This window comes from Shewanella sp. YQ_9, from assembly GCF_043103185.1.
In the GTDB taxonomy this organism is placed as follows: domain Bacteria; phylum Pseudomonadota; class Gammaproteobacteria; order Enterobacterales; family Shewanellaceae; genus Shewanella; species Shewanella algae.
In genome coordinates, this window is the sequence record NZ_JBICJO010000014.1 from 73,890 (window position 1) to 96,266 (window position 22,377).

The 22,377-nt window shown below is 53.5% G+C and carries 18 protein-coding genes; 7 read left to right on the forward strand and 11 right to left on the reverse strand.

Annotated features, from left to right (window positions below; genetic code table 11):
- Positions 1–7: 7 nt before the first annotated feature.
- Together hutH and ACF8D4_RS03920 are read right to left on the reverse strand one after the other, a co-directional pair.
- A complete protein-coding gene (hutH, locus tag ACF8D4_RS03915; RefSeq protein ID WP_208190345.1) occupies positions 8–1,645 on the reverse strand; it encodes a histidine ammonia-lyase in 1,638 nt (545 codons plus the stop codon).
- Positions 1,646–1,671: 26 nt separating this feature from the next.
- A complete protein-coding gene (locus ACF8D4_RS03920; RefSeq protein WP_025010507.1) occupies positions 1,672–3,231 on the reverse strand; it encodes a flavocytochrome c in 1,560 nt (519 codons plus the stop codon).
- A gap of 167 nt (positions 3,232–3,398) precedes the next feature.
- On the opposite strand from ACF8D4_RS03920, the gene ACF8D4_RS03925 reads away from it, so the two are divergent.
- A complete protein-coding gene (locus tag ACF8D4_RS03925; RefSeq protein ID WP_025010506.1) occupies positions 3,399–4,922 on the forward strand; it encodes a sigma-54-dependent Fis family transcriptional regulator in 1,524 nt (507 codons plus the stop codon).
- A gap of 171 nt (positions 4,923–5,093) precedes the next feature.
- On the opposite strand, the gene ACF8D4_RS03930 is transcribed toward ACF8D4_RS03925, so the two are convergent.
- On the reverse strand, positions 5,094–5,846 hold the full coding sequence (locus tag ACF8D4_RS03930) for a hypothetical protein (protein ID WP_141250882.1): 753 nt from the start codon (positions 5,844–5,846) through the stop codon (positions 5,094–5,096).
- A gap of 158 nt (positions 5,847–6,004) precedes the next feature.
- A complete protein-coding gene (locus tag ACF8D4_RS03935) occupies positions 6,005–7,177 on the reverse strand; it encodes a porin (RefSeq protein ID WP_025010504.1) in 1,173 nt (390 codons plus the stop codon).
- A 523-nt stretch (positions 7,178–7,700) separates the two neighbouring features.
- On the opposite strand from ACF8D4_RS03935, the gene ACF8D4_RS03940 reads away from it, so the two are divergent.
- On the forward strand, positions 7,701–7,892 hold the full coding sequence (locus ACF8D4_RS03940; RefSeq protein WP_025889513.1) for a DUF4250 domain-containing protein: 192 nt from the start codon (positions 7,701–7,703) through the stop codon (positions 7,890–7,892).
- 10 nt (positions 7,893–7,902) lie between these two features.
- On the opposite strand, the gene ACF8D4_RS03945 is transcribed toward ACF8D4_RS03940, so the two are convergent.
- The 4 genes from ACF8D4_RS03945 to ACF8D4_RS03960 all read right to left on the reverse strand — a co-directional run bounded on the left by ACF8D4_RS03945 (position 7,903) and on the right by ACF8D4_RS03960 (position 11,368).
- Entirely contained in the window at positions 7,903–9,939 is a 2,037-nt protein-coding gene (locus tag ACF8D4_RS03945) for a DNA topoisomerase III (RefSeq protein ID WP_156019847.1), read from the reverse strand.
- A 174-nt stretch (positions 9,940–10,113) separates the two neighbouring features.
- On the reverse strand, positions 10,114–10,488 hold the full coding sequence (locus ACF8D4_RS03950; RefSeq protein WP_025010502.1) for a hypothetical protein: 375 nt from the start codon (positions 10,486–10,488) through the stop codon (positions 10,114–10,116).
- 106 nt (positions 10,489–10,594) lie between these two features.
- Positions 10,595–10,969 (reverse strand): VOC family protein, encoded by a 375-nt coding sequence (locus ACF8D4_RS03955; protein ID WP_025889506.1) that lies wholly within the window; start codon positions 10,967–10,969, stop codon positions 10,595–10,597.
- Positions 10,970–11,035: 66 nt separating this feature from the next.
- Positions 11,036–11,368, reverse strand: a complete 333-nt coding sequence (locus tag ACF8D4_RS03960; protein WP_156019849.1) for a hypothetical protein — start codon at positions 11,366–11,368, stop codon at positions 11,036–11,038.
- A gap of 325 nt (positions 11,369–11,693) precedes the next feature.
- Between ACF8D4_RS03960 and ACF8D4_RS03965 the strand changes: the two genes are divergently transcribed.
- The 3 genes from ACF8D4_RS03965 (at position 11,694) to ACF8D4_RS03975 (ending at position 14,616) form a co-directional block, all read left to right on the forward strand.
- Complete coding sequence (locus ACF8D4_RS03965; protein ID WP_025010500.1) at positions 11,694–11,921, forward strand: hypothetical protein; 228 nt, start codon at positions 11,694–11,696, stop codon at positions 11,919–11,921.
- A gap of 26 nt (positions 11,922–11,947) precedes the next feature.
- A complete protein-coding gene (locus tag ACF8D4_RS03970; RefSeq protein ID WP_156019850.1) occupies positions 11,948–14,185 on the forward strand; it encodes a TonB-dependent receptor in 2,238 nt (745 codons plus the stop codon).
- A gap of 107 nt (positions 14,186–14,292) precedes the next feature.
- Positions 14,293–14,616 (forward strand): hypothetical protein, encoded by a 324-nt coding sequence (locus ACF8D4_RS03975; RefSeq protein WP_156019851.1) that lies wholly within the window; start codon positions 14,293–14,295, stop codon positions 14,614–14,616.
- A gap of 63 nt (positions 14,617–14,679) precedes the next feature.
- On the opposite strand, the gene ACF8D4_RS03980 is transcribed toward ACF8D4_RS03975, so the two are convergent.
- The 3 genes from ACF8D4_RS03980 to ACF8D4_RS03990 all read right to left on the reverse strand — a co-directional run bounded on the left by ACF8D4_RS03980 (position 14,680) and on the right by ACF8D4_RS03990 (position 17,683).
- Positions 14,680–15,231 (reverse strand): AAA family ATPase, encoded by a 552-nt coding sequence (locus ACF8D4_RS03980; RefSeq protein ID WP_392464684.1) that lies wholly within the window; start codon positions 15,229–15,231, stop codon positions 14,680–14,682.
- Positions 15,232–15,365: 134 nt separating this feature from the next.
- A complete protein-coding gene (locus ACF8D4_RS03985) occupies positions 15,366–15,791 on the reverse strand; it encodes an HIT family protein (RefSeq protein WP_181317035.1) in 426 nt (141 codons plus the stop codon).
- A 92-nt stretch (positions 15,792–15,883) separates the two neighbouring features.
- Positions 15,884–17,683: an acyl-CoA dehydrogenase C-terminal domain-containing protein gene (locus ACF8D4_RS03990; protein WP_392464686.1), complete on the reverse strand. Its 1,800-nt coding sequence runs from the start codon at positions 17,681–17,683 to the stop codon at positions 15,884–15,886.
- Between the two features lie 205 nt (positions 17,684–17,888).
- Between ACF8D4_RS03990 and ACF8D4_RS03995 the strand changes: the two genes are divergently transcribed.
- On the forward strand, positions 17,889–18,737 hold the full coding sequence (locus ACF8D4_RS03995) for a D-hexose-6-phosphate mutarotase (protein WP_044734312.1): 849 nt from the start codon (positions 17,889–17,891) through the stop codon (positions 18,735–18,737).
- A 23-nt stretch (positions 18,738–18,760) separates the two neighbouring features.
- Positions 18,761–22,372 carry a YdbH domain-containing protein gene (locus ACF8D4_RS04000; protein ID WP_392468378.1) on the forward strand — a complete coding sequence of 1,204 codons (3,612 nt, stop codon included), beginning with the start codon at positions 18,761–18,763 and terminating at the stop codon, positions 22,370–22,372.
- Positions 22,373–22,377 lie beyond the last annotated feature (5 nt).

The window sequence follows — 22,377 nt, forward strand, 5'->3', positions numbered from 1 at the left end:
TCTTCTATCAGTAGTTGGCAATAAAGTCGTGTGACGCCTGAATGTCAGGAGTGAAAGGACGATCTTTGCTTACGAAAGGCACTTTCTGACGATAATCTTCATACATGGCACCTGTGGCTTTACCCTGCTTCAGGCTCTTGTCGTGCATCTTGCGCAGATCGATAGCTTGAGTAGAGTGCAACAGCTCCAGGCCATAGATGGTGTTGGTGTTGTCAACAATCTGGATCAGGTTGTCAGAAGCCAGTTTCAGGTTGGTGAACGTGTCTTCGATGTTACCGGCAATTTGGATACCATCGAATGAAACCGGGCTAGCCAGTTGCTTGTTACGCACCTGCATGTCAACGAAGGCTTTCTGGATAGCACCGAAAGCATGACCATTGTTTTCCGGACCGGCCAGGAAGCGGCTCAGACGGGTAAAGTGGGCATCAGACAGGTGGATAGTGCGCATTACACTGTTATGAGACACGTGAGTCAGGGCAGTGCTCAGGTTCTGTACCGCCAAGGCAACAGGCAGAGGCTCGAAGTTGGTGGTTGGGAACACACCACCCTTGCCTTCAACCATGTATTTGGCTACCTGAGGGAACTGGCTGTAGTCCTTGGATGCGCCCAGTACTACGGCTGGGTTATCGTCTGAGTGGTTGATCTGAATGTCGATCACTTCGCCCAGATCCACCAGGGCTTTCTTGGCACTGGCCAGAGTGTAGGCTGTAGTGCGATAGCTCAGAGGATCCTGCAGCGGACGCTCATCATTCAGTTGCCACAGATAGCTGCCATCCAGCTGCGCCAGAATATCCTTGGTGGTTGCCTGAATATAAGGGAAAGGACGGATATCATTGGTTTGTGGCAGGAAAGGCGCCACGTTACCGTTCAAACCTTCAAGGCTCAAACCGAATACGGTTGGAGACACTTCCAGCAGGTGCTTGGCATCCTGATAGCCCTTCATCGCATAGGCTACAGCCACTGCGTTGTTGGACAGGATAGACAGGGCATCTTTACCCATAGGCTCCAGCAAAGGAACTCCGGCATCGGCCATGGCTTCACGGCTGCTGACACGCTTGCCCTTGTAGAACACTTCCCACTCACCAATCATCGCCAGACCTACATGAGAGGCCAGCAGGATGTCGGCTTCACCCACAGTACCCTGTGAAGGAATGACAGGAGTAATACCCTTGTTCAGGTAGGCTTCGTAAAGGTCGGCAACCACAGGCTGAACCCCGGTTTGACCGGCCAGAATAGTGTTCAGACGCACGGCCAGAGCCACACGGGTCAGACGCACTGGCATAGGCTCACCGACACCGGCACTGTGAGCGCGCAGCGTGCTGTAGTTGAAGCTACGGGAAGCATCCATAACGGCGGCACTCAGCTCACCATTGGCATCAAACAGCTTGTGGTCTTTGTTCAGGCCCACACCTACAGTCAGACCATAGACAGGTTTACCCAGACGCGCAGCTTCCATCAGCAACTCGTGAGACTTAACCAGTTTGGTGCGTGCCTGAGAGGCTACTTTGACTTTGGCGCCATCGGCAATGGCCCAGGCTTGTTCCTGAGTCATGTGCTTGCCATCCAGAACCACTTGTTCCATTGCCAGAGCACTACCTGACATCAGGCCCAGCGTCAGCGACGCCAGCATTAGAGATTTGTTCATCATCTTACTCCTTGTTATTGAATTTGTTACGCTTGCTTCAGTGCTACCGGCTTGGCAGCGGCACAATTACGGCCGGCATTACGGCCGGTGACAATACCTTCAGCCACAGCACAGGCACCGAGGCGGCTGGCACCGTGAATACCGCCGGTGGATTCGCCGGCCGCATACAGGCCTGCAATCGGCTGGTTACTGACCAGATGCAGGACTTCAGAATTGGTATTAACCTTGACACCACCCATGCAGTAGTGAACTTTCGGCCACATACGCACCGCGTACCATGGGCCCTTGTCCAGCACTATGGCTTCCTGCATTGGACGACCAAACTCTTTGTCTTCTCCGCTCTTGACCGCTTCGTTCCAGCGGGCCACCTGCGCCTTGAGCTTGTCGGCCGGCATACCATAGGCCTTGGCCAGTTCATCCAGGGTGTCGGCCTTGGTGATCACCTTGTACTTGATACCCCAATCCAGCGTCTGGGCATTCTTGGCACCTTCGGCATTGGTAAAGCCAATGGGATACACAGGGTTGTTGTGCTCATCTCTGCGGGTCATGATGGCATCGGCACGCGCCTTACGGTCGGCCAGCTCATTGAAGAAACGCTCACCGGTGCGCACATCCACCACTATGCCGTGAGGATAAGTGGCAATGGTGTTGAACTGGGATGCAGTACCAAAACCTTTCTCATCGGGTGATGCCCATGGGCCCAGCTGAATTTGATCCAGATGGATAGGGTTGGCCCCCAGAAGCATCATCTGCTTCAGTGCTTCAGAGGTCGCCCCCGGATGGTTTGTTGAGTCCAGGTCATTGTTCAACTCAGGCAGCTGCATCATGCGATATTCGATATCCCGGCCAAAGCCGCCGGTCGCCATGATCACCCCTTTGCGGGCTCCTATGGTGCGTATCTTACCTGTCCGCTCCCGTGGGAAATAATAACCTTCACGAACCTCGACCCCGATCACGCGGCCTTCAGCATCACGGATAAAAGATTCGAGCTTGGTTTGATTTTTCATGATCACGCCTTTGGCACGGGCAGCCTTGACCAGCGGACGTATGATACCGGCGCCGGAGCTTTCTACTGTCTGCAGTACCCGCTGCACACTGTGACCACCGAAATGCTGTACGAAAGGCTTCCACTTAACGCCATAGTCAATCAGCCACTGGCAGGACTCTGCCGTGCCGTTACATACCAGCTTGAGCATTTCAACATCATTCATGCCACGACCTGCGCGCAACATGTCGGCCACCATGGCATCTACTGAATCTTCAATACCGGCCTGCTTTTGCAACGGAGAACCGGCAACCGCCATGGCACCACCATTAATGGTTGAGTTGCCACCAAAAACCGGCATCTTGTCGATAACCATTACGCTGACACCGGCTTCACGGGCCTGCAGGGCTGCTGCCATACCGGCAAAGCCACTGCCGACTACCAATACGTCTACCAGTTCATCAAAGGATTCCGGCGCCTGTTCGCGGCACTGGGCCATGGCACCACTGCTGACAGCCATCCCCACCCCGGTCACTGCCAGAGCGGCGCCGCCCTTGAGCAACTGACGACGACCACTGTCTATTTTCTGTTTTTCTGTCATGTACTTATTTTCCTTTCATGCAGGGAAAGAACTCAGTCAACCAGTTGCACTGCCCATGCCAACTAACCAAAAAGAGGTGCTCAGGGGGAGATTTATGATTACGGCCACAGAATCACGAAATATAAAGATCTACAATCACGAAACTTCGCGGTTTATTTGAAATATCAATGGAAAAACACTTTTATTACGAGTGTACCAGGCGGCTCTGTAGTAGCCTGCAGTTGGAAACCTCGCTTAAACACTACTTCGACTATGTACGTGACTCAGTGCCACTCGATGGCCTGTTCATTAATATTTATCGAAAAGAATTCAATGATATACAATTTATCGCCCAGGCCAGCGAAACGCAGGCAAGCACGCTTGATGTCCAGGTTTCCCTCCCAGAGGGACTGGCCAAAACGCTGGAAGATCCCGATAGGCCGAGGGTGAGGATTGTTAACGACATTGATCATGATCCCGTGACATCCCAGGTTGCCCCCAAGGTGATCCCCGGGATCCGCTCGCTGATCATTTTACGTATGTCGATGGAAGATACCCATTTGGGCATAGTAGGTTTTTACTCCAAGAGTGCCGGTACCTTCCGCCCCCGACACGCAGATATGTTGGCGCCGCAGATGAGCACCTTTGCCCTGATCACTGCCCTCAACCTCAGAGGTCGTAATCTGCTGCTGGAAAATCAGGCGCTGGCCAAACAAAACGTTAGCCTCAAACGCACGCTGGATGTGCAAAACGGTGTGGTCGGTGCCAACTCGGGGCTGAAACAGGTGATGCAACAAGTGCAATCCATCGCCCATCTCAACACCACAGTACTGATGCTGGGGGAAACCGGTTGCGGAAAAGAGGTGATTGCCAACGCCATTCATGAACTCTCGGCCAGGGCCGGCAAACCCTTTGTCAAAGTCAACTGCGGCGCCATTCCCGAGACCCTTATCGACTCAGAGCTGTTCGGCTATGAGAAAGGCGCCTTTACCGGCGCCGAATCGCGCAAGGCCGGTTATTTTGAACAGGCCAACGGCGGCACCATCTTCCTCGATGAGATTGGTGAACTGCCACTCTCGGCTCAAGTGAGACTGCTGCGGGTACTGCAAAACAGCACCATTACCCGAGTCGGTGGCCATGAACAGGTACACCTGAACATCAGAGTGATAGCGGCAACCCACAGGCACCTGCAAGCCATGGTGCATCAGGGGGATTTTCGTGAGGATCTCTGGTATCGGCTGGCGGTATTCCCGATAGACATCCCCTCTTTACGCCAGCGGCGCACAGATATCCCTCTGTTGGTGCAGCATTTTATTGAACAGCTGAGCGCCCGATTCCAGTTGATCAAACTGCCCTGTATCCGCCCTGAGCAGTTGGCCATTCTCAGTCAGTACAATTGGCCCGGCAATGTCAGGGAGCTGATCAATGTGCTGGAGCGGGCCATCATTCAAAACCCGGCCGGACCACTGGACTTCAGTTTCCTGGCGCCGCAAACCGAAGCCGTGGCCACCGCCAGCGGCCAGACCATAGTGGTCGACCCCAGCCATGCGGGCAATCAACTGGTACCGCTGGAAACCATGACCCGTAAATACATAGAGCACGCCCTTAAAGTGACCGGCGGCAAGCTCTACGGCCCCGGCGGCGCTGCCGAGCTGTTGGATATTAACCCCAATACTTTGCGCAGCAAGATGAAAAAACTGGGGATCGTTTAGAAACAGGACATAGCAAACGACTCTGGGCAGGAGCAAGCTAATTCCGGCGGGGAAAAATAACATAAAAGGCCGAAAGTCATCACTTTCGGCCTTTTTATTGCACCTTGCTGCCGGGTCTGGCTGTTGCATCTTTTCGCATCGACGGACTTGAAAGCGCATATACCAGTGGCGTTAAAAAGCGTAGCGCAGCGAGAAGCTGTACTCAAGGCCATCGTTGGGTGCAGTGCCCCAACTCTTGTAGTGCGTCAGCTGCAGCTTGAGACTCAAGTCTTGCGCCAATGGGCCGGAAACAGCGGCAAACAATTGATGACCATAATCGTCGTCATAACCAAAGACAGCCGCATGCTCGTGGTCACGCCCAAAAGCCGCAGTATAATCCAGGTTCAGTTTCCAGCCCTTGGGGAGCACTGGCAAATCGTAGTAACTGTTGCCATTGAGCACCACGCCGGATAATCCTGAGTAATCTTTATCGGTCAGATTGGACTGACTCACAGTATAATGCCCTGCCAACCCCAGGTTGAAACGCAGCGCGCCGCAGTCAAAATGCTGCTTCAAGCCGAGATAAAAATTGTCCTCGGTCAGGTGCTTATGGGTGCCGAGAAAGTTTTGCAGCCACAGGGCGGTACGCTCTTCGTTGAGCCGATAATGCCAAACTGTCAATGACTTGAAGGCGACCCGTTTATCCGCCACCCATTTACCGGGGTTTTCCACCTTGAGCATCTGATAAAAAGTATTGCGCTCGTCACGACTAAAATGACTGAGCGCCGCAAAGCTTTGGTTGAAAGCCCCGGGATTATCGTCACGGGTGGCACTCGTAAACCCCAGATAACCGGCCTCTATTTGAGTCGATGCGCCGGCATCAGTCGTGCCAAAACCGCCAAGCAAGGTAACGGCTAACCCGACTATTTTACTATTGAGTTTCATCTTTTCCTTGTTCAATCAGAGTCTCCTTCACACCCTGGACTCATGTCCGTGATGGCATCTAGTTTCCCTTGTCCAATGCAATGGATAAGCTCGTGAATAAAGTGAATAAAAAAAAGGCCACCCTAAGGTGGCCTGTGCAGGGAAATACAGGGAGCCCCTTAGAAGAAGTAACGGATACCTACCGCATAGTTGTTGTCCTGCAGATCTTCCCAGGACTTGTCATCCATGCTGCTGAAGTCAATCTTGGCTTCGGCATACATCACAGTGTCACGGCTGTAACGGTAGTGCAGACCCAGAACCGCAAACTGGCGGGTCCAATCGCCTTGGATGGCGGTGTTGGCATCTGTGTCCAGATCCTGATAGCTCAGCAACAGAGAAGGAACAAAGCCGTTGTCATACTGGTAAGCAAGGATGAATTCGCCGCCGGTGGAATCGTACAGGCTGCCGCCAACCAGTTCGTTTTGCTTGCTCTTGTGAGCGTTGAAGCCCACGTACAGACCATCGGCGTCACGGCCTGGAGCATACTGGTAGAAGCTGCCGTACTGGGCACCGATACCGACGATCTGGTTGGTATCATCAACGGCGACACCGGCCAGGTTGCCTTCAAAGTCGCCACGGTTGAAACCGGCCAGAACCTTGAACTTATCGGTCACATAGTAAGTCACGCTGGCACCATAGCTGGAGTCAAAGCTCAGCTCAGAGCCATCGTTCAGAGCGGCGCCGTTTTCGTCAAACAGGGCAACATCGTCATTTTGCTTGGAAGCATACTGCAGGGCGATATGCAGCTTGCCGAAGAAGGTATTGCGATACTGGAAGGCAGCATCGGCACGACCGGCACCGGTCAGGCCACCGTCACCAAAGGTGTAGGCACCTACAGACCAACCTGTGAAGGCATTGAGCACGTCGGTAGTGTAAGCCACATCATAGTATGCACCCCACTGCTTACCGAAAGTCAGAGTACCCCACTTATCGTGAGCCATACCCACATAACCCAAGCGGTTGAACAAGAAGTCACTGTTCTTCTCGGCACGCATCTGACCGCCGCCCTGGCCTTGGGTGTAGATCAGGCCGTCATCGCTGGTCACCATGTTGATGCCCCACTCTGTGTGGGCAAAGGCGCGCCAGCCATTACGCTCCTGACGGTCAAAACGGAAACCTACGCGAGAGAAGTTATCAATAACAGAGGTTTCATGACCATCATTGAAGGCGGCAAAACCCAACCAACCTATCATGTTCACACTGTTGGTCTGATCGTTATACAGTTCCACAGCCTGAGAAGCGCCACTCGCCAGCATAGCCGGGATCATAAGTGCCAGGATCTTCTTGTTCATATTCATTACCCTTTTATAAGTAAAACGCGTTTAATACGCTGATTTATTAGACATATTTCTATGTGTTACTCGAGGGCTGCAGTTTGCGTGCCAGCTGTTAAAAAGCCAATCCCAACCCCTGGTTTCCTGAGCTGGATCGACAAATCGTGAAATATCGTGGTTGGCGGGCGTTAAATGCCGTGAGAAGAATTAAATATCGTTGTAACAAGCGAGCAGTTTATGCAGCAAAAGAGATGCATGCGTATCGACAAGAGCAGAGTTTACTGCCACACAGGCAAGAGTAATGGTTTGATTTTTATACGGTTAAAGCTGACTCGGTTCGAATCATCACGAATGCTTGATGTAACAAGAGTTGATAAAGAAGGGGTGATAAAACAAAGGCAAAACCGCCGGGAATAGAAAATGAAATTGCTTTATTAAGATATTGATTTTATGAAACTTTAAATATATTCAGGCAAGATTTGCAACCCAAGCCAACTCTATTGCATTATGAAACAGTCAACCGCTGACACCTGGAGGGAATATGGAAAGCCTGCAACATCTGCCCGCCGAAATACTGCTGGGCATAGTCAATGAGAAACTGAGACTGCACTGCCCGGACAGAGATGCACTTTATTACGAACTTGACCTGTCACCTGCCCAGCTCGAGCATAAGCTCAGTGCGCTGGGATACGAGTACCATGCCCTGTCCAACCAATACCGACGCTTGAAATAACCCCAAGTTCTCAGGACGTTGCGGACTGGGCTTTGGTTTTGCTCTTGGTCGCTGAGCGATAGCTGCGCTTGCCGGTGCCGGTCTTAACGCCAGTGCTCTTCTTGGTGCTTGTGCCCTTGGGGGCACTTGCCTTGCCGGCATAAGCGCCACTGCGACGTTTACGTCCTTTGAAGCCTGTACTTTTCACGCCACTCAAGGCCGTAGGCAGTTGTGCCTTGGCCTGCTCAATAAGCTCGCCCAGTTTAGCCGTCAAGGGCTGCATAAAGGCCTGATATTTAAGCTCACGGTGACAAATCGCATCCAGGCTACTTTCCCACAGCGCCGTCATATCCGGCGTGGTGGCCACTTCAGGCAGGCTTTGAATAAGCCCGCTACCGGCCTCGGTAGCCAAAATACTCTTGCCCTGACGTTTCAAAAAGCCACGTTTAAACAAGAGTTCAATGATCCCGGCGCGGGTCGCTTCTGTGCCCAGACCATCGGTTTCCTTGAGGATTTTGCGGATCTCAGGGTCTTTCACATAGCGGCTTATTCCTGTCATCGCCGCCAGCAGTGTGGCATCGGTAAAATGCTTGGGGGCCTGGGTCATCTTTTCCACTAATTCACCTTTAAGGCAATCCAGTATCTGCCCTTGAGTCAACTCAGGTAAGCTGGTTTGAATATCTTCCGCTTCATCGTCGGCTTTTTGTTTGCCAAACAATTGCTTCCAACCCTGTTTCAATGGCTGTTTGGCCTTGGCCACGAAACAACCTCCAACAATGTCGATCACGGCGCGGGTTTCAAGGTACTCATCATTAGGGTAAAACTGCGCCAAATACTGACGAGCGATCTGCAAATACACCTGACGCTCACGCTGTGATAACACACCGAGGTTAGCCGTCTTTTCCGTAGGCACTATCGCGTGATGGGCGTCCACCTTGGCATCATTCCAGGCCTTGGACTTAAGGGCGGGATTGGGCGCTTCACAGCCTTGCAGCAGCTCTGCCGCCCCTTGGGTAATGGCATTCAAGACTGCCGGGGCCAGCTGTAACTGCGCCTTGGGCAGGTGACGGCTATCGGAGCGCGGATAGGTTATCAATTTATGCCGTTCGTACAGAGACTGCGCCGTATCCAGCACCTCTTTGGCGCTCATACCGAAGCGTTTAGCGCAATCAATCTGCAGCGCAGACAGACTGTAGAGCAAAGGCGGTGCCTGGTGTCTTTGCTTGCGCTCCAGCTCATCTACCCGGCCGGGTTGGCCGGTGATCCTGCCGACCACATTCATCGCCAAACCGCGGGAGAGCACCCGCCCCTCCTCATCCATCCAAGGTTGACAGGCCTCACTGGGCTGCCAGCGGGCGCTGAAACAGCTCCCCTCTTGGGTGCTAAGATGGGCCAGTACTTCATAAAAAGGTTTGGGCACAAAGGCAGCGATTTCCTGATCGCGCCGGACAACCAAACCAAGCACAGGGGTTTGCACCCGACCGACCGACAGCACGCCCTGATAGCCCACCTTGCGCCCCTGCAGGGTATAGGCACGGGTCATATTCATGCCGTAGAGCCAATCGGCTCGGCTACGCGCCAGTGCCGAAGTCGACAATGGCACAAACTCGCGGTTGCTGCGCATCTGCCCCAGGGCACGTTTTACCGCCTGCGGGTTGAGGTCGCTTATCAACAAGCGTTTAACCGCTGCCAACTTATCGCCCTTGACCCCAAGATGGGCAATCACCTCATCCACCAACAACTGCCCTTCCCGGTCCGGATCGCCGGCATTGACCAACTCACTGGCCTGCTTGACCAATTTACGCAAGACACTGAGTTGGCCGCGACTGCTGGCTTTGGGTTTAATCTGCCAATCGGACGGGACAATCGGCAGATGTTCCAACTGCCAGGACTTGTAGGCGGGATCGTAAGCATCCGGCTCAGCTTGCTCCAGCAGATGACCTATACACCAGGAAACACAATCACCGTTGCCAAGCTCGATATAGCCCTCATGTTTGCGATGGGGTTTGGGGAGCACCTCGGCGATGGCGCGCCCAAGGCTGGGCTTTTCGGCGATATAGAGGATCATCCACTGCGTCCTTTGGCTGTCACTGAACAGTATTACTGGATAAAATTACAGTAATTCTAGCCAAGTCATCTGTCGGCTGCAAACCCTCTGTGGGTAATGGCATGATTAACTAAGCTTGATTGGGCAAAGTTGATAGAACAAGGCGATTGAACAAGGCAACTAAACACAGCGCAGCTATCTATTTTCCTCCTCAAGCTCCGCCAGGAATTCTTCACTTACCCAGTCAGCCGTTTCGGGAAGGACTTCTTCTGACAACCAGGAAAAAATATCCTTGTACACGGCCCTGGCCGGAAAACCTTGCTGTTCGCGCTTTCCTGTCCAGGTTAAATGGACAGAGACCAGCTCTTTTTGTATTTCGCCGTCAATCACTTTAAACCCGGCCACGCTGTCATTGTCTTGCCGCCTGGCGATGGGATAGAAGTCCTCCCCGGTTTCTTTTTGGTATTCCATTCTCAGCCCGGGTCCGCCGGGTTCATCGATAAACCACCAAGGCATGAGTCCTGCAAATTTATGCGCTTTCAACCAGTAATATTCTATGGGTAACTGCATCTGCTTAATTCCTTATTGTCCCGACGCTCTGCCCCGGGGTAAAAGCAATTCTCCTGGGGTGGCCATAGTGAAATCAATGGGTTATTTAAGTAAAATCATCCACTATTCAATTTGAAGTTAGGAGTATATCCGGATCATGTTGAAGTACATTGAGCAATTTCCCAAATGGATCTCTGATATAAAAGCGGCGCACACCCCAAGGCTCTGAGATTGGCCCGTATTCAATCTCTATGTTTTGCGCTCTCAGCCGATGAAGCACCAAATCAAGATTGTCCACCTCAATAGAGAGATCTGGCACCGGCGTCCCTGAGCCGCCTTCGGTTGCCAAACTGATTTGAATTTTCATCTCTTCAGCTGAGCCAAGGGTTTTAATCCAGCCATGGTCCATAACCAGCTCAAGACCAAAAATCGATTCATAAAATACTTGGCCTGCGTCCAGGTCGGCAGCGGCCACATTGGCTACGATTCGTTTCACTTTCATCAAGCAAGTCTCCTGAAATCTGCTCAAGCCGGCAACGCCGCCGATATGCAAGAGCGAGTCTGTTTTTTAGCCTAACCATTCGTATGGCACCTGACCTTGCCGATAGCTTTGCTTTAAATAATCCAGAAACCTTGACTCCAAACCCATGGTCCGAGCTTTCTCAATCAGCTCCAGGTCATCTGTGATATAACAGCATATCTCGTGGCAATTGGTCGCTTCGGACAATGTTATAAACAACGCTTTGCTATCAAATTTGTTATCCAAGTGAGCATCAACCTCGCCTACTTGCTGATTTAAATGCACCCAAGCATTATCAAATGCCGCTTCATCTCTTTTATCCAGCAAGGCATCCAGCTCATCAGCGCGCTTTGAAAACAGATTTTCCAGTAACTTGTCCATAGTGTTGAATACAACCTTTCTCAGTATTTCCCTTTCTACCTTGCCGTAATCTATGCCCTATCAGCGGCTGAAATCAACCATGAAAGCCCGGCCGAGACTTTCCAGGCCAATAGCAAGCCCCTATTTTTCCGACAGTCAAAACCAAGTGTCCCACCTGCGGTCCTCCTTCAAAGCATTATTCGAAGATATCTTCACATACCCATGATTTAATTATGGAAATATTCATACCTCCATAAGCTCACTTTTCCATCACTCAGTGTAAATTCAATTGCGAACCATTCTTGTTTGCAATTAAAATGCAACATCTTTCAGGAGGCCAAATAATATGGAAACGTCCCCGCTGTTGTTGCGCTGTAACCAACTGCTTTGGTGTGAGGGATTGGTCTTGCTGGCAATCATGCTGGTATTGGCCAGTTTTGGGCTGGATGCCCGGCTGTTGATCCTGCTGTTGGCACCAGGCTTGGTGCTGTCTTTAGCCTTGGGATACCAACCCGGCAAGAAGACGCTCAGCCTGGTGTTTGCCTGCTGGATCCCTGTCTGGTGCCTCATTTAACCCCTTGAGTTGTTTAGGAGAATGTTATGCCCAAATCCATGGTTCGGATGAGCCTTGTCGCCGCTGCTGTCAGCAGTCAATTGCTGCTGATGGGGGCCGCCATGGCCGAAGAAACCCAGATGGAGCGCATGGTGGTCAGTGCCAACCGTACCCCTACCCAGATAAGCGAGCTCTCCAGCACGGTTTGGTTAATCGATGAAAACAGCATCCGCGAGCAGATAGACAGCGGCAAAGGCGTGAAAGAGATGCTGGCCGCCCTGGTTCCCTCCATGGACGTATCCAGCCAGGGCCGAACCAACTTTGGTCAGAACATGCGCGGCCGCGCCATGGTGGTGCTGATAGACGGCGTATCCATGAACACCTCCAGAGGGATCAGCCGCCAGTTGGACAGCATAGATCCCTTTAACATCGCCCGCATTGAAGTATTGGCCGGCGCCTCAGCCCTCTATGGCGGTGGTGCTTTGGGCGGCGCTATCAATATAGTGACCAAAAAAGCCGCCGACAGCCAGGATACCTTTGAAGCCGAAGCAGGTTTCAAATCGGGTTTTAACGGCAGTGATGACTTGGATTACCGCGCCGCCTTTGCCGTGGCCGGAGGCAGCGATACCCTCAAGGGACGTTTCAGTGCCGCCTGGCAGGAAAATGGCCAATGGTTCGACGGCAGCGGCAATCAGGTGATGCCGGATATCACTCAAACCGGCATGCAGTACACCCAAGGTTATGATCTGATGGCCAATCTGGACTGGAGCCTACCAAACAATGCCACCCTCAGTGCCATGGTGCAGTTTTACAACAATGAGTCCGATGGCGACCACGGCCTCTATATGGGGGAAAACTTCAGCGGTGTCACCTCAGATGCTTCCCTGCTCGAAAGCCGCAAGGGATTGAATGCCGATCGCAGTCCCAAAACCGATCGTACCTTACTTAACCTCAGCTATACCCAGGCTGATTTTCTCGGCCAAACCTTGTACCTGCAAGGCTTTTATCGCAAGGAAGATCTCGACTTTCACCCCTTCCCTTACGTCAGTGAAACCCTCGGGGTTTACAACTTCTCGGCCTCGTCACAAAACACCGGCATTTATGGCCTGAAAGCCGTGTTGGAATCCAAGCCCAGCGACAGCCTCAAACTCACCTGGGGCATCGACTGGGACAAGGAGAGCTTCGACTCGGATCAGATGAGTTTTGATCTCGACGCCGCCAACCAGAGTGGCGGTTTGACCATGAAGGAGCTGTTTACCACAGGCCGATATGTCGACTTCAGTGTCGAGTCCATCGCAGCCTTCCTGCAGGGCAGCTGGGATATCAACGACTATCTGGTGCTCAACGCAGGTTATCGTTATCAGCAGATGGACAACAGCGTCGATGACTTTATCGGCTATAACCAACAGGTGGCGATTGCCCAGGGTAAGGCGCCGGGCGCCGATGTTATCAAGGGCGGCAGCACAGACTACCATGTCGGCCTGGTTAACCTGGGATTGGTGGCTAAACTGAGTCGGGATCAGCAACTGTGGCTTGCCTACTCACAGGGCTTTGAGCTGCCGGATCTGTCCAAATACTATGGTCGCGGCAGCTATCAGGCCAATGCCGATGGTTATCTGCAGCTGACCAACAGCATTAATATCAATGATTCCCGCCTCGATGGCATCAAGACCGACTCCTTTGAGCTGGGCTGGCGCTATCTGGCCGACCGTTGGCAGGCCCAGGCCAGTCTGTATTACGCCATCTCGGATAAGGTGATTGAGGTCAATCGCAGCGATCTGACCATAGAAGTCAAGGACAACGATAAACGCACCTATGGCCTAGAAGCCCAGCTGAACTTCGATATCAGCAGCGCCTGGCAGGTGGGCAGCAACCTGCATCTGGTTCGCAGTGAAATCAAAAATGGCGCCGACTGGATTGATGAGACAGTCACCTATGCTTCACCTTCCAAGGCCACGGCCTTTATCGCCTGGCGCGGTGACAGCCAACAGTTAAGATTGCAGGCCGAGCACAGCTTCAGCGCCGACTCTGACTATCGCTTCAAAGCAAATGATGGCCAGAGAAGTGAGTTAGACAGCTATACCACTTTGGATCTGCTCGGCTCCGTCGAACTGCCGGTCGGCACCCTGAGCTATGGCATAGAAAACCTGCTTGACAAGGACTACAGCACCCTTTGGGGCCAGCGAGCCGCTTACTTCTACAGCCCGACTTACGGCCCGGAGAAGATGTTTGACTATCACGGCCGTGGCCGCACTTTTGCCATCAATTACCACCTGAGCTGGTAATTGATGGCAAAAAGCGTCGCCCCTGCGGCGCTTTTTCTCTTTTGCGCTTGTCAGCTCATCTCGGATCCCGTAGTTTGTGGCGGCCATTTTATTTACAGGGAAGTGTCATGCTACTTTTAATCGCGGCGATTATGATTGTCCTGCTGCGTCGTCTGCTCAAGGCCGATGAGCCCTTTCAGGGCTATGAATGGCTCGCGATTGTCACCTTGGCTATTTATCTGCTCTGTTACTTCTACCTGCCGCCATTTGCACCGGCAAGCAACCAGAGAATGGGGTTACTGTACGAGATGATCCCAAGCTTCAGCCTGGGCGCTATCCTCTTTCCCGAACTGGGTTCACGCTACCCTGAAAAAGTGGTTTGTATTTTGGGCGGTCTTGGACTGCTGACCTCTGCTGTGATATTGGCAATATTCAAACTGAGCGTTTGGTAGGGTCGGGCCGGGGATTCAACCGGAACCTCTGGTTGAATGGCTGAGAAAACTCACAGCGACGGCTTAGGGCGTTTGCAGTGCCTCGCTCACCTTGGCCAAAATGAAACCGGCTCTCTTCGCAACCGACCATTTGGGCACTTCAATTAACTCATAACCGAAAGCCTCATAGGCTTTTTGCATCTCATGATAAGTTGCCACCGCTTCACTGAAGTCCTGCTTACGTTCCATATCATTGGCGTAAATGGCTTGCCAGGGCGGAAAGATGAATACCCTGGGGTGATAAACAAGCTCACGGCAATGACTCAGCAAACTCTCGGGAATAGTTAAGTTCTCAAGCAGGCTATAACCGTAGGAATCCAGCATACTGCGGTCAAAGAAGATAATGCCGTCATCGCCGCCGAAGGCTTGATAACGCGTCAGCTCTTCATCAACCATGGCATCACGAAAAGCGCTCTTGTCATCCCAGGGCAGCGCCCTTCCAGCTTGCGCCAGTTGAGCCTTTATCACCTTACGGCCGACTTCCGGCGCACTCGGGTAACCCAGGCTTTGCAAAAAGTCGATGACAGACGTCTTGCCTGAACCCGGCCCACCGGTAAATACAATGCGATTATGCAATCAAACCTCTCTTTGCTTATCAACGGCAAACTGACTTTAAGCTGATTGAGATTTTATGCCGCTAAAACCAATCCCGCTTAAGATGGCACTAATAGCAAACAACCGCCAAGAGGCGGTTGTTTGGGGGGAACAACTCAAGATTCGATACAGGCGCGAATTCTGTCTGCTATGGTGTGCAGCTCATCCATATCCCCCTGATGAGCCGCGTGCTCCATCAGGCCTTTGAGCGGGCCGGGCAACACATGAAAATGTACATGGGGCACACTCTGACCAGCGGCGCTGCCGTTGTGTTGGAACACAGTGGAGCCCGGGATTCCCATGGCCTTTTCCACCGCCTTGCCCATCAGTTTGACGGTACGCATGCAGGCCGCGGCAGCTTCATCAGACAACTGATACAGGGTCACGGCCGACTCCTTGGGCAACACCAATAAGTGGCCCTTGGTTTGCGGCATGATATCCATGAAAGACAGAGTATGCTCGTCTTCATAGAGTTTGATACAGGGCAACTCGCCGCGAAGAATGCGGGCGAAAATATTGTTGTTGTCGTAATTCAGATCCATCTTGTCACTCCATACTGACGAACCGATTGGCTTGGAAGCTATTGGTGTACCACAAAAAAGGGCCGATTGCACCGACCCTTTGGTATTGAAGCTTAGCCGAAGTAACTGTCGTCGAAGGCCATGATGGATTCACTGGCCGCGGCGATTTGACGCCGATAGCCACTGGCGCTGCTGACATAGTAGTCCATAAAGAAACCCGCCGAGGCCAGTTTGCCGGCATAGAAACCGTCGGCATCATCTGCCAGCCCATCGAGCGCCAGCTCGGCCATCCGCGCCCAGATCCACGCCAGCGCAGCTGTGCCAAACAGCTGCATATAAGGCATGGAGGCCGCGCCCAGGTTGTCGGGATTCTTCATCGCCAACTCCATCAGGCTCTGAGTGCCGCGCTGCAGATCCGTTGCCGCCTGGCCCAAACCTTCGAGCACTTTGGCAAACCGGGGATCTTGAGCGGCCTTGGGTTTGGCGCCTTCGATAAAGGCCTCCACCTCTGCGGCCCAGAGTTTCAGCGCCGCACCCTTGTCACCCATCAGCTTGCGCCCCACCAGATCCAGGGCTTGCACACCATTGGTGCCTTCATAAATCATCGCGATACGGGCATCACGGACAAACTGCTCCATCCCCCACTCATGGATATAACCATGGCCGCCAAACACCTGCTGGGCATCGACACAGGCGCTGAAGCCTCTATCTGTGATAAAGCCCTTGACCACAGGGGTAAACAACGCCGCCAACGCCTTGGCTCTGGCCTTTTGCTCGGCATCCTGATGCCGCTCGGCTTCATCGAGCCACAGCGCCTGCTGGCCGATAAGGGCGCGGGCGCCCTCATTGAAGACTTTTTGCGACAACAGCATCCGCCGCACATCACCGTGCACCAGAATAGGATCGGCATTTTGCTCCGGCGCCTTGGTGCCGGACAGTGCCCTTCCCTGAACCCGCTCTCTGGCGTAGGCCAGCGCGTTCTGGTAAGCGATTTCAGAGACGCCCAGCCCCTGAACCCCAACGCCCATGCGCGCCTGATTCATCATGGTGAACATGGCTCTGAGGCCTTGATGGGGTTCGCCCACCAGCTCGCCTTTGGCGCCATCGAACAGCATCACACAAGTGGAATTGCCGTGAATGCCCATCTTATGCTCGAGGCCGCTGGCCTTGACATTGTTGGCCTCGCCCAGGCTGCCATCTTCCTTGACCCAATACTTGGGCACGGCGAACAAACTGATCCCCTTCACCCCGGCCGGGGCATCGGGCAACCTGGCCAATACCAGGTGCACTATGTTTTCAGCCAGATCGTGATCGCCACTGGAGATAAAGATTTTCTCACCGCTGACAAGATAGCAACCGTCAGTGCTGGGCTCGGCCTTGGTGCGCAGCAGCGCCAGATCGGTACCGGCATGGGATTCGGTCAGATTCATGGTGCCGGTCCACTCGCCGCTCACCAGTTTGGGTAGATATTTGGCCTTGAGCGCCTCGGAGCCATGGGCAAAAATGGCACTGTAAGCACCGTGGGTCAGCCCGGGATACATGGCAAAGGCCATATTGGAGGAGGTCTGCATTTCGGTGGCAAAAATACCCACCACTTCCGGCAAGCCCTGACCACCGAACTCAGGATCACAGGTCAGCGTTGGCCAGCCGTTGCCCACATACTGGCGATAGGCATCGATAAAGCCCTCGGCGGTTTTCACCCCGTCGGCTTCCAGTCGACAGCCCTGCAGATCGCCGACACTATTAAGCGGCAGCATCACCCCAGTGCTGAAATCGGCCATGCCTTCGAGAATGGCATTGACCAACTCAGGGTCAATTTCATCGAACCCCTGCAGCTTTGGCTGCTGATAAATATCCAGTAACTGTTCAAGAATAAAGCGGTAATCCCGCATCGGCGGCTGATAACTTGCCATATGCTTATTTCCTTTTCCCTGTGATTGATGTCTCACCTTAGCCAATTCTGAGTAAAAACTCAGCACCTCTGACCAGTTTTATATCACTTTTTTTGAATACAAGAACAGCGCTCTGCGTAAATTCGCTTGAACAGCCCCTTATCTCGGGCTGTAAAACTTTGTAAGCTAGGGGCATTATCCTGTTCGCCCGCTAAAGGAATCCTGCATGGCCAGCGTCAACACCCGCAAACACCCCAATGGTCTGGACTATATCGAAATCGATACTCCACTCTGCTACGGCCGTATTTTTTTACAGGGTGCCCAGATAGACAGCTTTGTGCCCAAGGGCAAGGCGCCGCTGCTGTGGGTTTCTCCTGCCGATGACTATCTGCCGGGCAGTGGTATTCGCGGCGGTATTCCCGTCTGCTGGCCCTGGTTTGGCATGCATGCCAATGAGAGCTGGCCCCAGCATGGCTTTGCCCGCACCCGGCTGTGGCAACTTGAGCGAACTCATATCAGCAATGAACGGGTAGAGCTGAGCTTTACCCTTAAACTCAGCGACGAGGACAAAGGTTACTGGCCCCACGATACCGAGGTGCGGCTGGACTTTGTCCTCAGCGACAGCCTCAGAGTCAGCCTGATTAACCGCAACCTCGGAGAGCAAAGCGTGACGCTGACCCAGGCGCTGCACACTTATTTCCCCATCGGCGATATCCACCAGCTGCGCGCCACAGGCTTTGCCGGCAGCCAATATATCGAGTTTGGTGAAGGCCCATATGCACAAGTCGAGGACGAAGTGCGCTTTGAGCGCGAGACCGACCGGGTTTACACCGGCTTGTCCGAGCTGCAAAAGCTGCATACCCCCAACGGCACGATTCTTGTCAGACGTGAGCAGAGCCACTCGGCAGTACTTTGGAATCCCTGGATAGACAAGTCCAAGCGGCTGGCCCGTTTCCAAGAGCAGGATTACCTGTCCATGGTCTGCCTGGAAGCCGCCAATGTGCTGGAAGATAAACTGGTGCTCGGCCCCAAACAGAGTCACACTCTGACCACAGAAATCCGCTGGCAGGAGTGAGCGGCCAAGGCCGGGAAACACCAATGAGGTATCGACTCCCAAGCAAGAAACGCCTAACGGTATGGGCTGTTGGCCTGTTGCTTCTGCTGGTGCTGCTTCCGAGTGCCCTGCTGATGGGGCTGGCTTGGTCCCTGTATGAAAGGCCGCAGTGGCTGCTGCCGCATATTAATCAATATCTGGCTGCGCAAGATATTCGTATCGACGAGTTGCGCCTGGCGCCTGAAGGCTGGGACAGACTGAGCTTCGATTATCTCAAGCTTGATTACCAGGGCAGCGAGCTTGAGTTTCATCAACTCAGGCTTCAGCTCAAATCGCCTGTCAATGCAAAACGGATTTGGCAATTGCTGACAGGCGAAGCATCGACGCCGCCTCCTGGCTCCATCGACTGGTTGATGACGCAACTTCAAAAAGTCAGCTATCGAGACGCCGGCTTTAGTTTGACGCCTGAACTACTCTTGCCCGGCGGTGATGATGGCGGTCAGAGTCTGGCGCTGGACTTGAACTCTGTGCCCGAAATAGCCCTGGGCCCGACCCAAATAAGCCTGCAACCCGAGGCGGGCGTATCCGATACGCCCAATACGTCGCTGACCTTGGATAAGGCAGGTAATACCCCAAGCTTTACTCTGCTGCTGCAAAAGCTGCAGCTCAGCGCTTCCGGGCAACTGGTTACTGAGCTGGCCACCCGGTTACAAGGAGGGCAACAAGAGGCTCACTCAGGAACTCAAACAAGACAAGAGACGCCCCTGCTGGCATTAACCGCCGATTTGAAAGCCAAACTCGCCAACGGTGCCCCCGCCTGGCGACTGACCAGTCAACTGCATCTCAAAGCGCTGCAACAGGCGCTGGCAAGTGTTGAGCAGGACCCGTCCGCAGCGCCCCTCATCAGCGCCTTTAAGCTTGATGAAATATTGCATGCCGAGCTGATGCCGAGCCTTGGCGGAGATCTCTTCTCGCAACTGACTCTGGATTTGACCCAAGGCAACATAGACTCGCGCCATTGCTGGGCGGCGCCGACTATTGCCATGCCGGGACTCGAGCAAGTGGCGCTTAAGATAACGTCACTGCCTGTGGGAGCTAAGGCACACAATTCATTGACCGATAGCCCTCTGTGCCCAAGTTCCAGCGCTGCTGCCAGTTTCAATGCCAATCCCAAGGCCAGTGCAAATGCCAAGGCTGAGGTTAAGGATAGTCATGGCGCAGGGTTGCGCTTTCGCTTCTCGGGCTCCACCAGCGAGCAGTTTTTTGAGCTGGCGCCGCTGAGACTCACGCTTTCAACCACTCCGGCTCAGCGCCAAGCGCTGCTTGCCTTGCTCGCAGCAACATCCGCACAAACATCAGCAACCAAGGCAGCGGAACTCGAGTTGCAACTGGCGCAGCTGCAGCAAGTCTTGGCGCAAGAGCCAGCTGAAAAAAAACAAGTAAAACCCCTTATCGCCGCAATTGAGCTGACACTTGATCAGGGCCTCGACGCCGAGCTCAAACCCGCCAAGGACAATGATACAAAAGGCAATGAGACATCCATGCGAGTGTCGCTGCCGAGTCTGACAGTGCGGCCGTTACTGCCCGCCCTGATGACAGAGAAGCAGCAAGCGTCGTTCGGTACGCCAATTAATCAGCCAAGTGCTGCGAAACTGAGCCCGGCAGCGCTCAGTAGTGGCGAGCGGCCGAGTTTGCTGCTGACCCTTGAAAACCTGCAATTGCAACTGCCAAAGGCCAAAGGAGCACAGCAAGACACTTCTGTTTCTTTGCCGCAAAGCGCCAAACCTCAAGGATTAAATTCACCGGGCTCTGGTTTATCAAGCTCTGGCTCATCAGGCTCAAGCTCACCAAACTCAAAGCCCTTGTCGGCCGAGCAGCGACTCGAACTGGCGCTGCAACAGGCCATTCAAGGGCTGCAACTCAGCCTAAATCAGTTGCCACTGGAACAAGCAAGCACAGACTGGCGCCTTGAAGCCTCCCTGCCGAGCGGTTTTCGCTGGCAGTCGGCTGCTGCTGAATTGCAACTCAATGAGGGCGCATCACTCAATAAGGGCGCATCAATGGCGCTTAGCGGTAAGCTGGCACTGGAGCCGACAAGCGAAGGGCAACAACTGAACTTCAGCCTCGCGGCCAATCCCGGGTTCAGCACTGGCGCCATTCAAGCCGGTATAGAGGATAAAAGTATCCAACTCTCGGGCTTTAAGTTGTCACTGCTGGCCCCGCTCAGTGGCAGCTTCAACCAAGGCAAACTTAAGCTGTCTTTGCCCGCGGTCAGCAGCCAGCTGGGTGAATTGCAGGCTAAAAGCGGGCCGCTGGCACTGTCGATTGCCCAAACCTCGCTCCTGAGCCCCGGGCTCAGTCGAACCCTGGATGCCAACCAAAATCAAAAACGGCACTTGCCACTCTTGAGCCAACTCTTGGATGAGCGTTTTGCCAGTCGTTTGAATCTGGCCTTCGATGGGCTCAACTTAAGCCAAACCCGGCATACCAAGCTCGGACCTCGCACCGAAACCCTGCTCAATCTGGGCTATGGCAGCTTCAGCCAGGCCATTGACTGGCAGGATAACCGTCTTATCAGTGAAGAAAACTGGCAACTGGATAATATCCCGCTTCACAGCCGCCACGACTTTATGCCCATCTGGCCCAAGCGGGCCAAAGATCCGCTTGGCTATCGCTTGAACAGTCGCTGGACCCTGGATACGGATCTCGCAGATATCAAGGCGCTGGCGGCCAAGAACCTGCCCTTGCCTCCTGAGTTGGTACTCAGGGGCGAGACCCATATGATTGCCGACCTCAAGCTCGAAGGGCTTGGACGAGCGTTGCAATTGCAACTGGATTTCAACCCGCTGCTGTCGGATCTCTCTGGCAGTATCAGTCAGTTACCATTTGAAGGCGCCAACCTGTCGGCATTGTGCCGTTTGACCCTTGACAAGGAAGCCAAGGCGCCGGCAGAGGCCGAACTCAACTGTCAGCAGCTCAAAGCTTCGGTACAGGCCTTCAACCCCGGAGTGCTGTTGACCAACCTGGGACTGGAAGGCCAGCTCAGCCTGACCCCTGAACTCGACAGCAACCAAAGCACTCAAGCCAAGCTGTTGCCCGGGTTTCGGGATGCCGATATTCAGGTGCGCGGCCAAGGCGAGTTACTCAAGGGACAAATGCTGCTGCCCAGCTTCCGCTTGCGGCTCAACGCGCCATCCAATGCCTATTTGGTGTTGCAGGGCCTGAGCCTGGAAGAACTGTTGGCCATCCAGCCTCAGGAAGGCATCTACGCCGACGGTATTTTCGATGGTGTCTTGCCGGTATTTATTACCGACGGCCAGGTGTCGGTCAAAGGCGGCCGCCTGGCGGCCCGTGCCCCAGGCGGACTTATCAAGGTCGGCAATAATCCGGCTGTAGCTCAAATGCGTGCTGGGCAACCCTATCTGGACTTTGCCTTTTCCACCCTAGAACACTTGCAATATTCTACCCTGGCCAGCACTTACGATATGGCAACGGATGGTGAGGCCTGGCTCAAGGTTGAAGTAAAAGGTAAGGCCGAGGGGATTGAACGCCCTATCCACTTGAACTACTCTCATGAGGAGAACATGCTGCAGCTCCTCAGGAGTCTGACCATAGGTGACAAGCTTCAAACCCAAATTGAAGCTTCCATGCAGTGAGGACA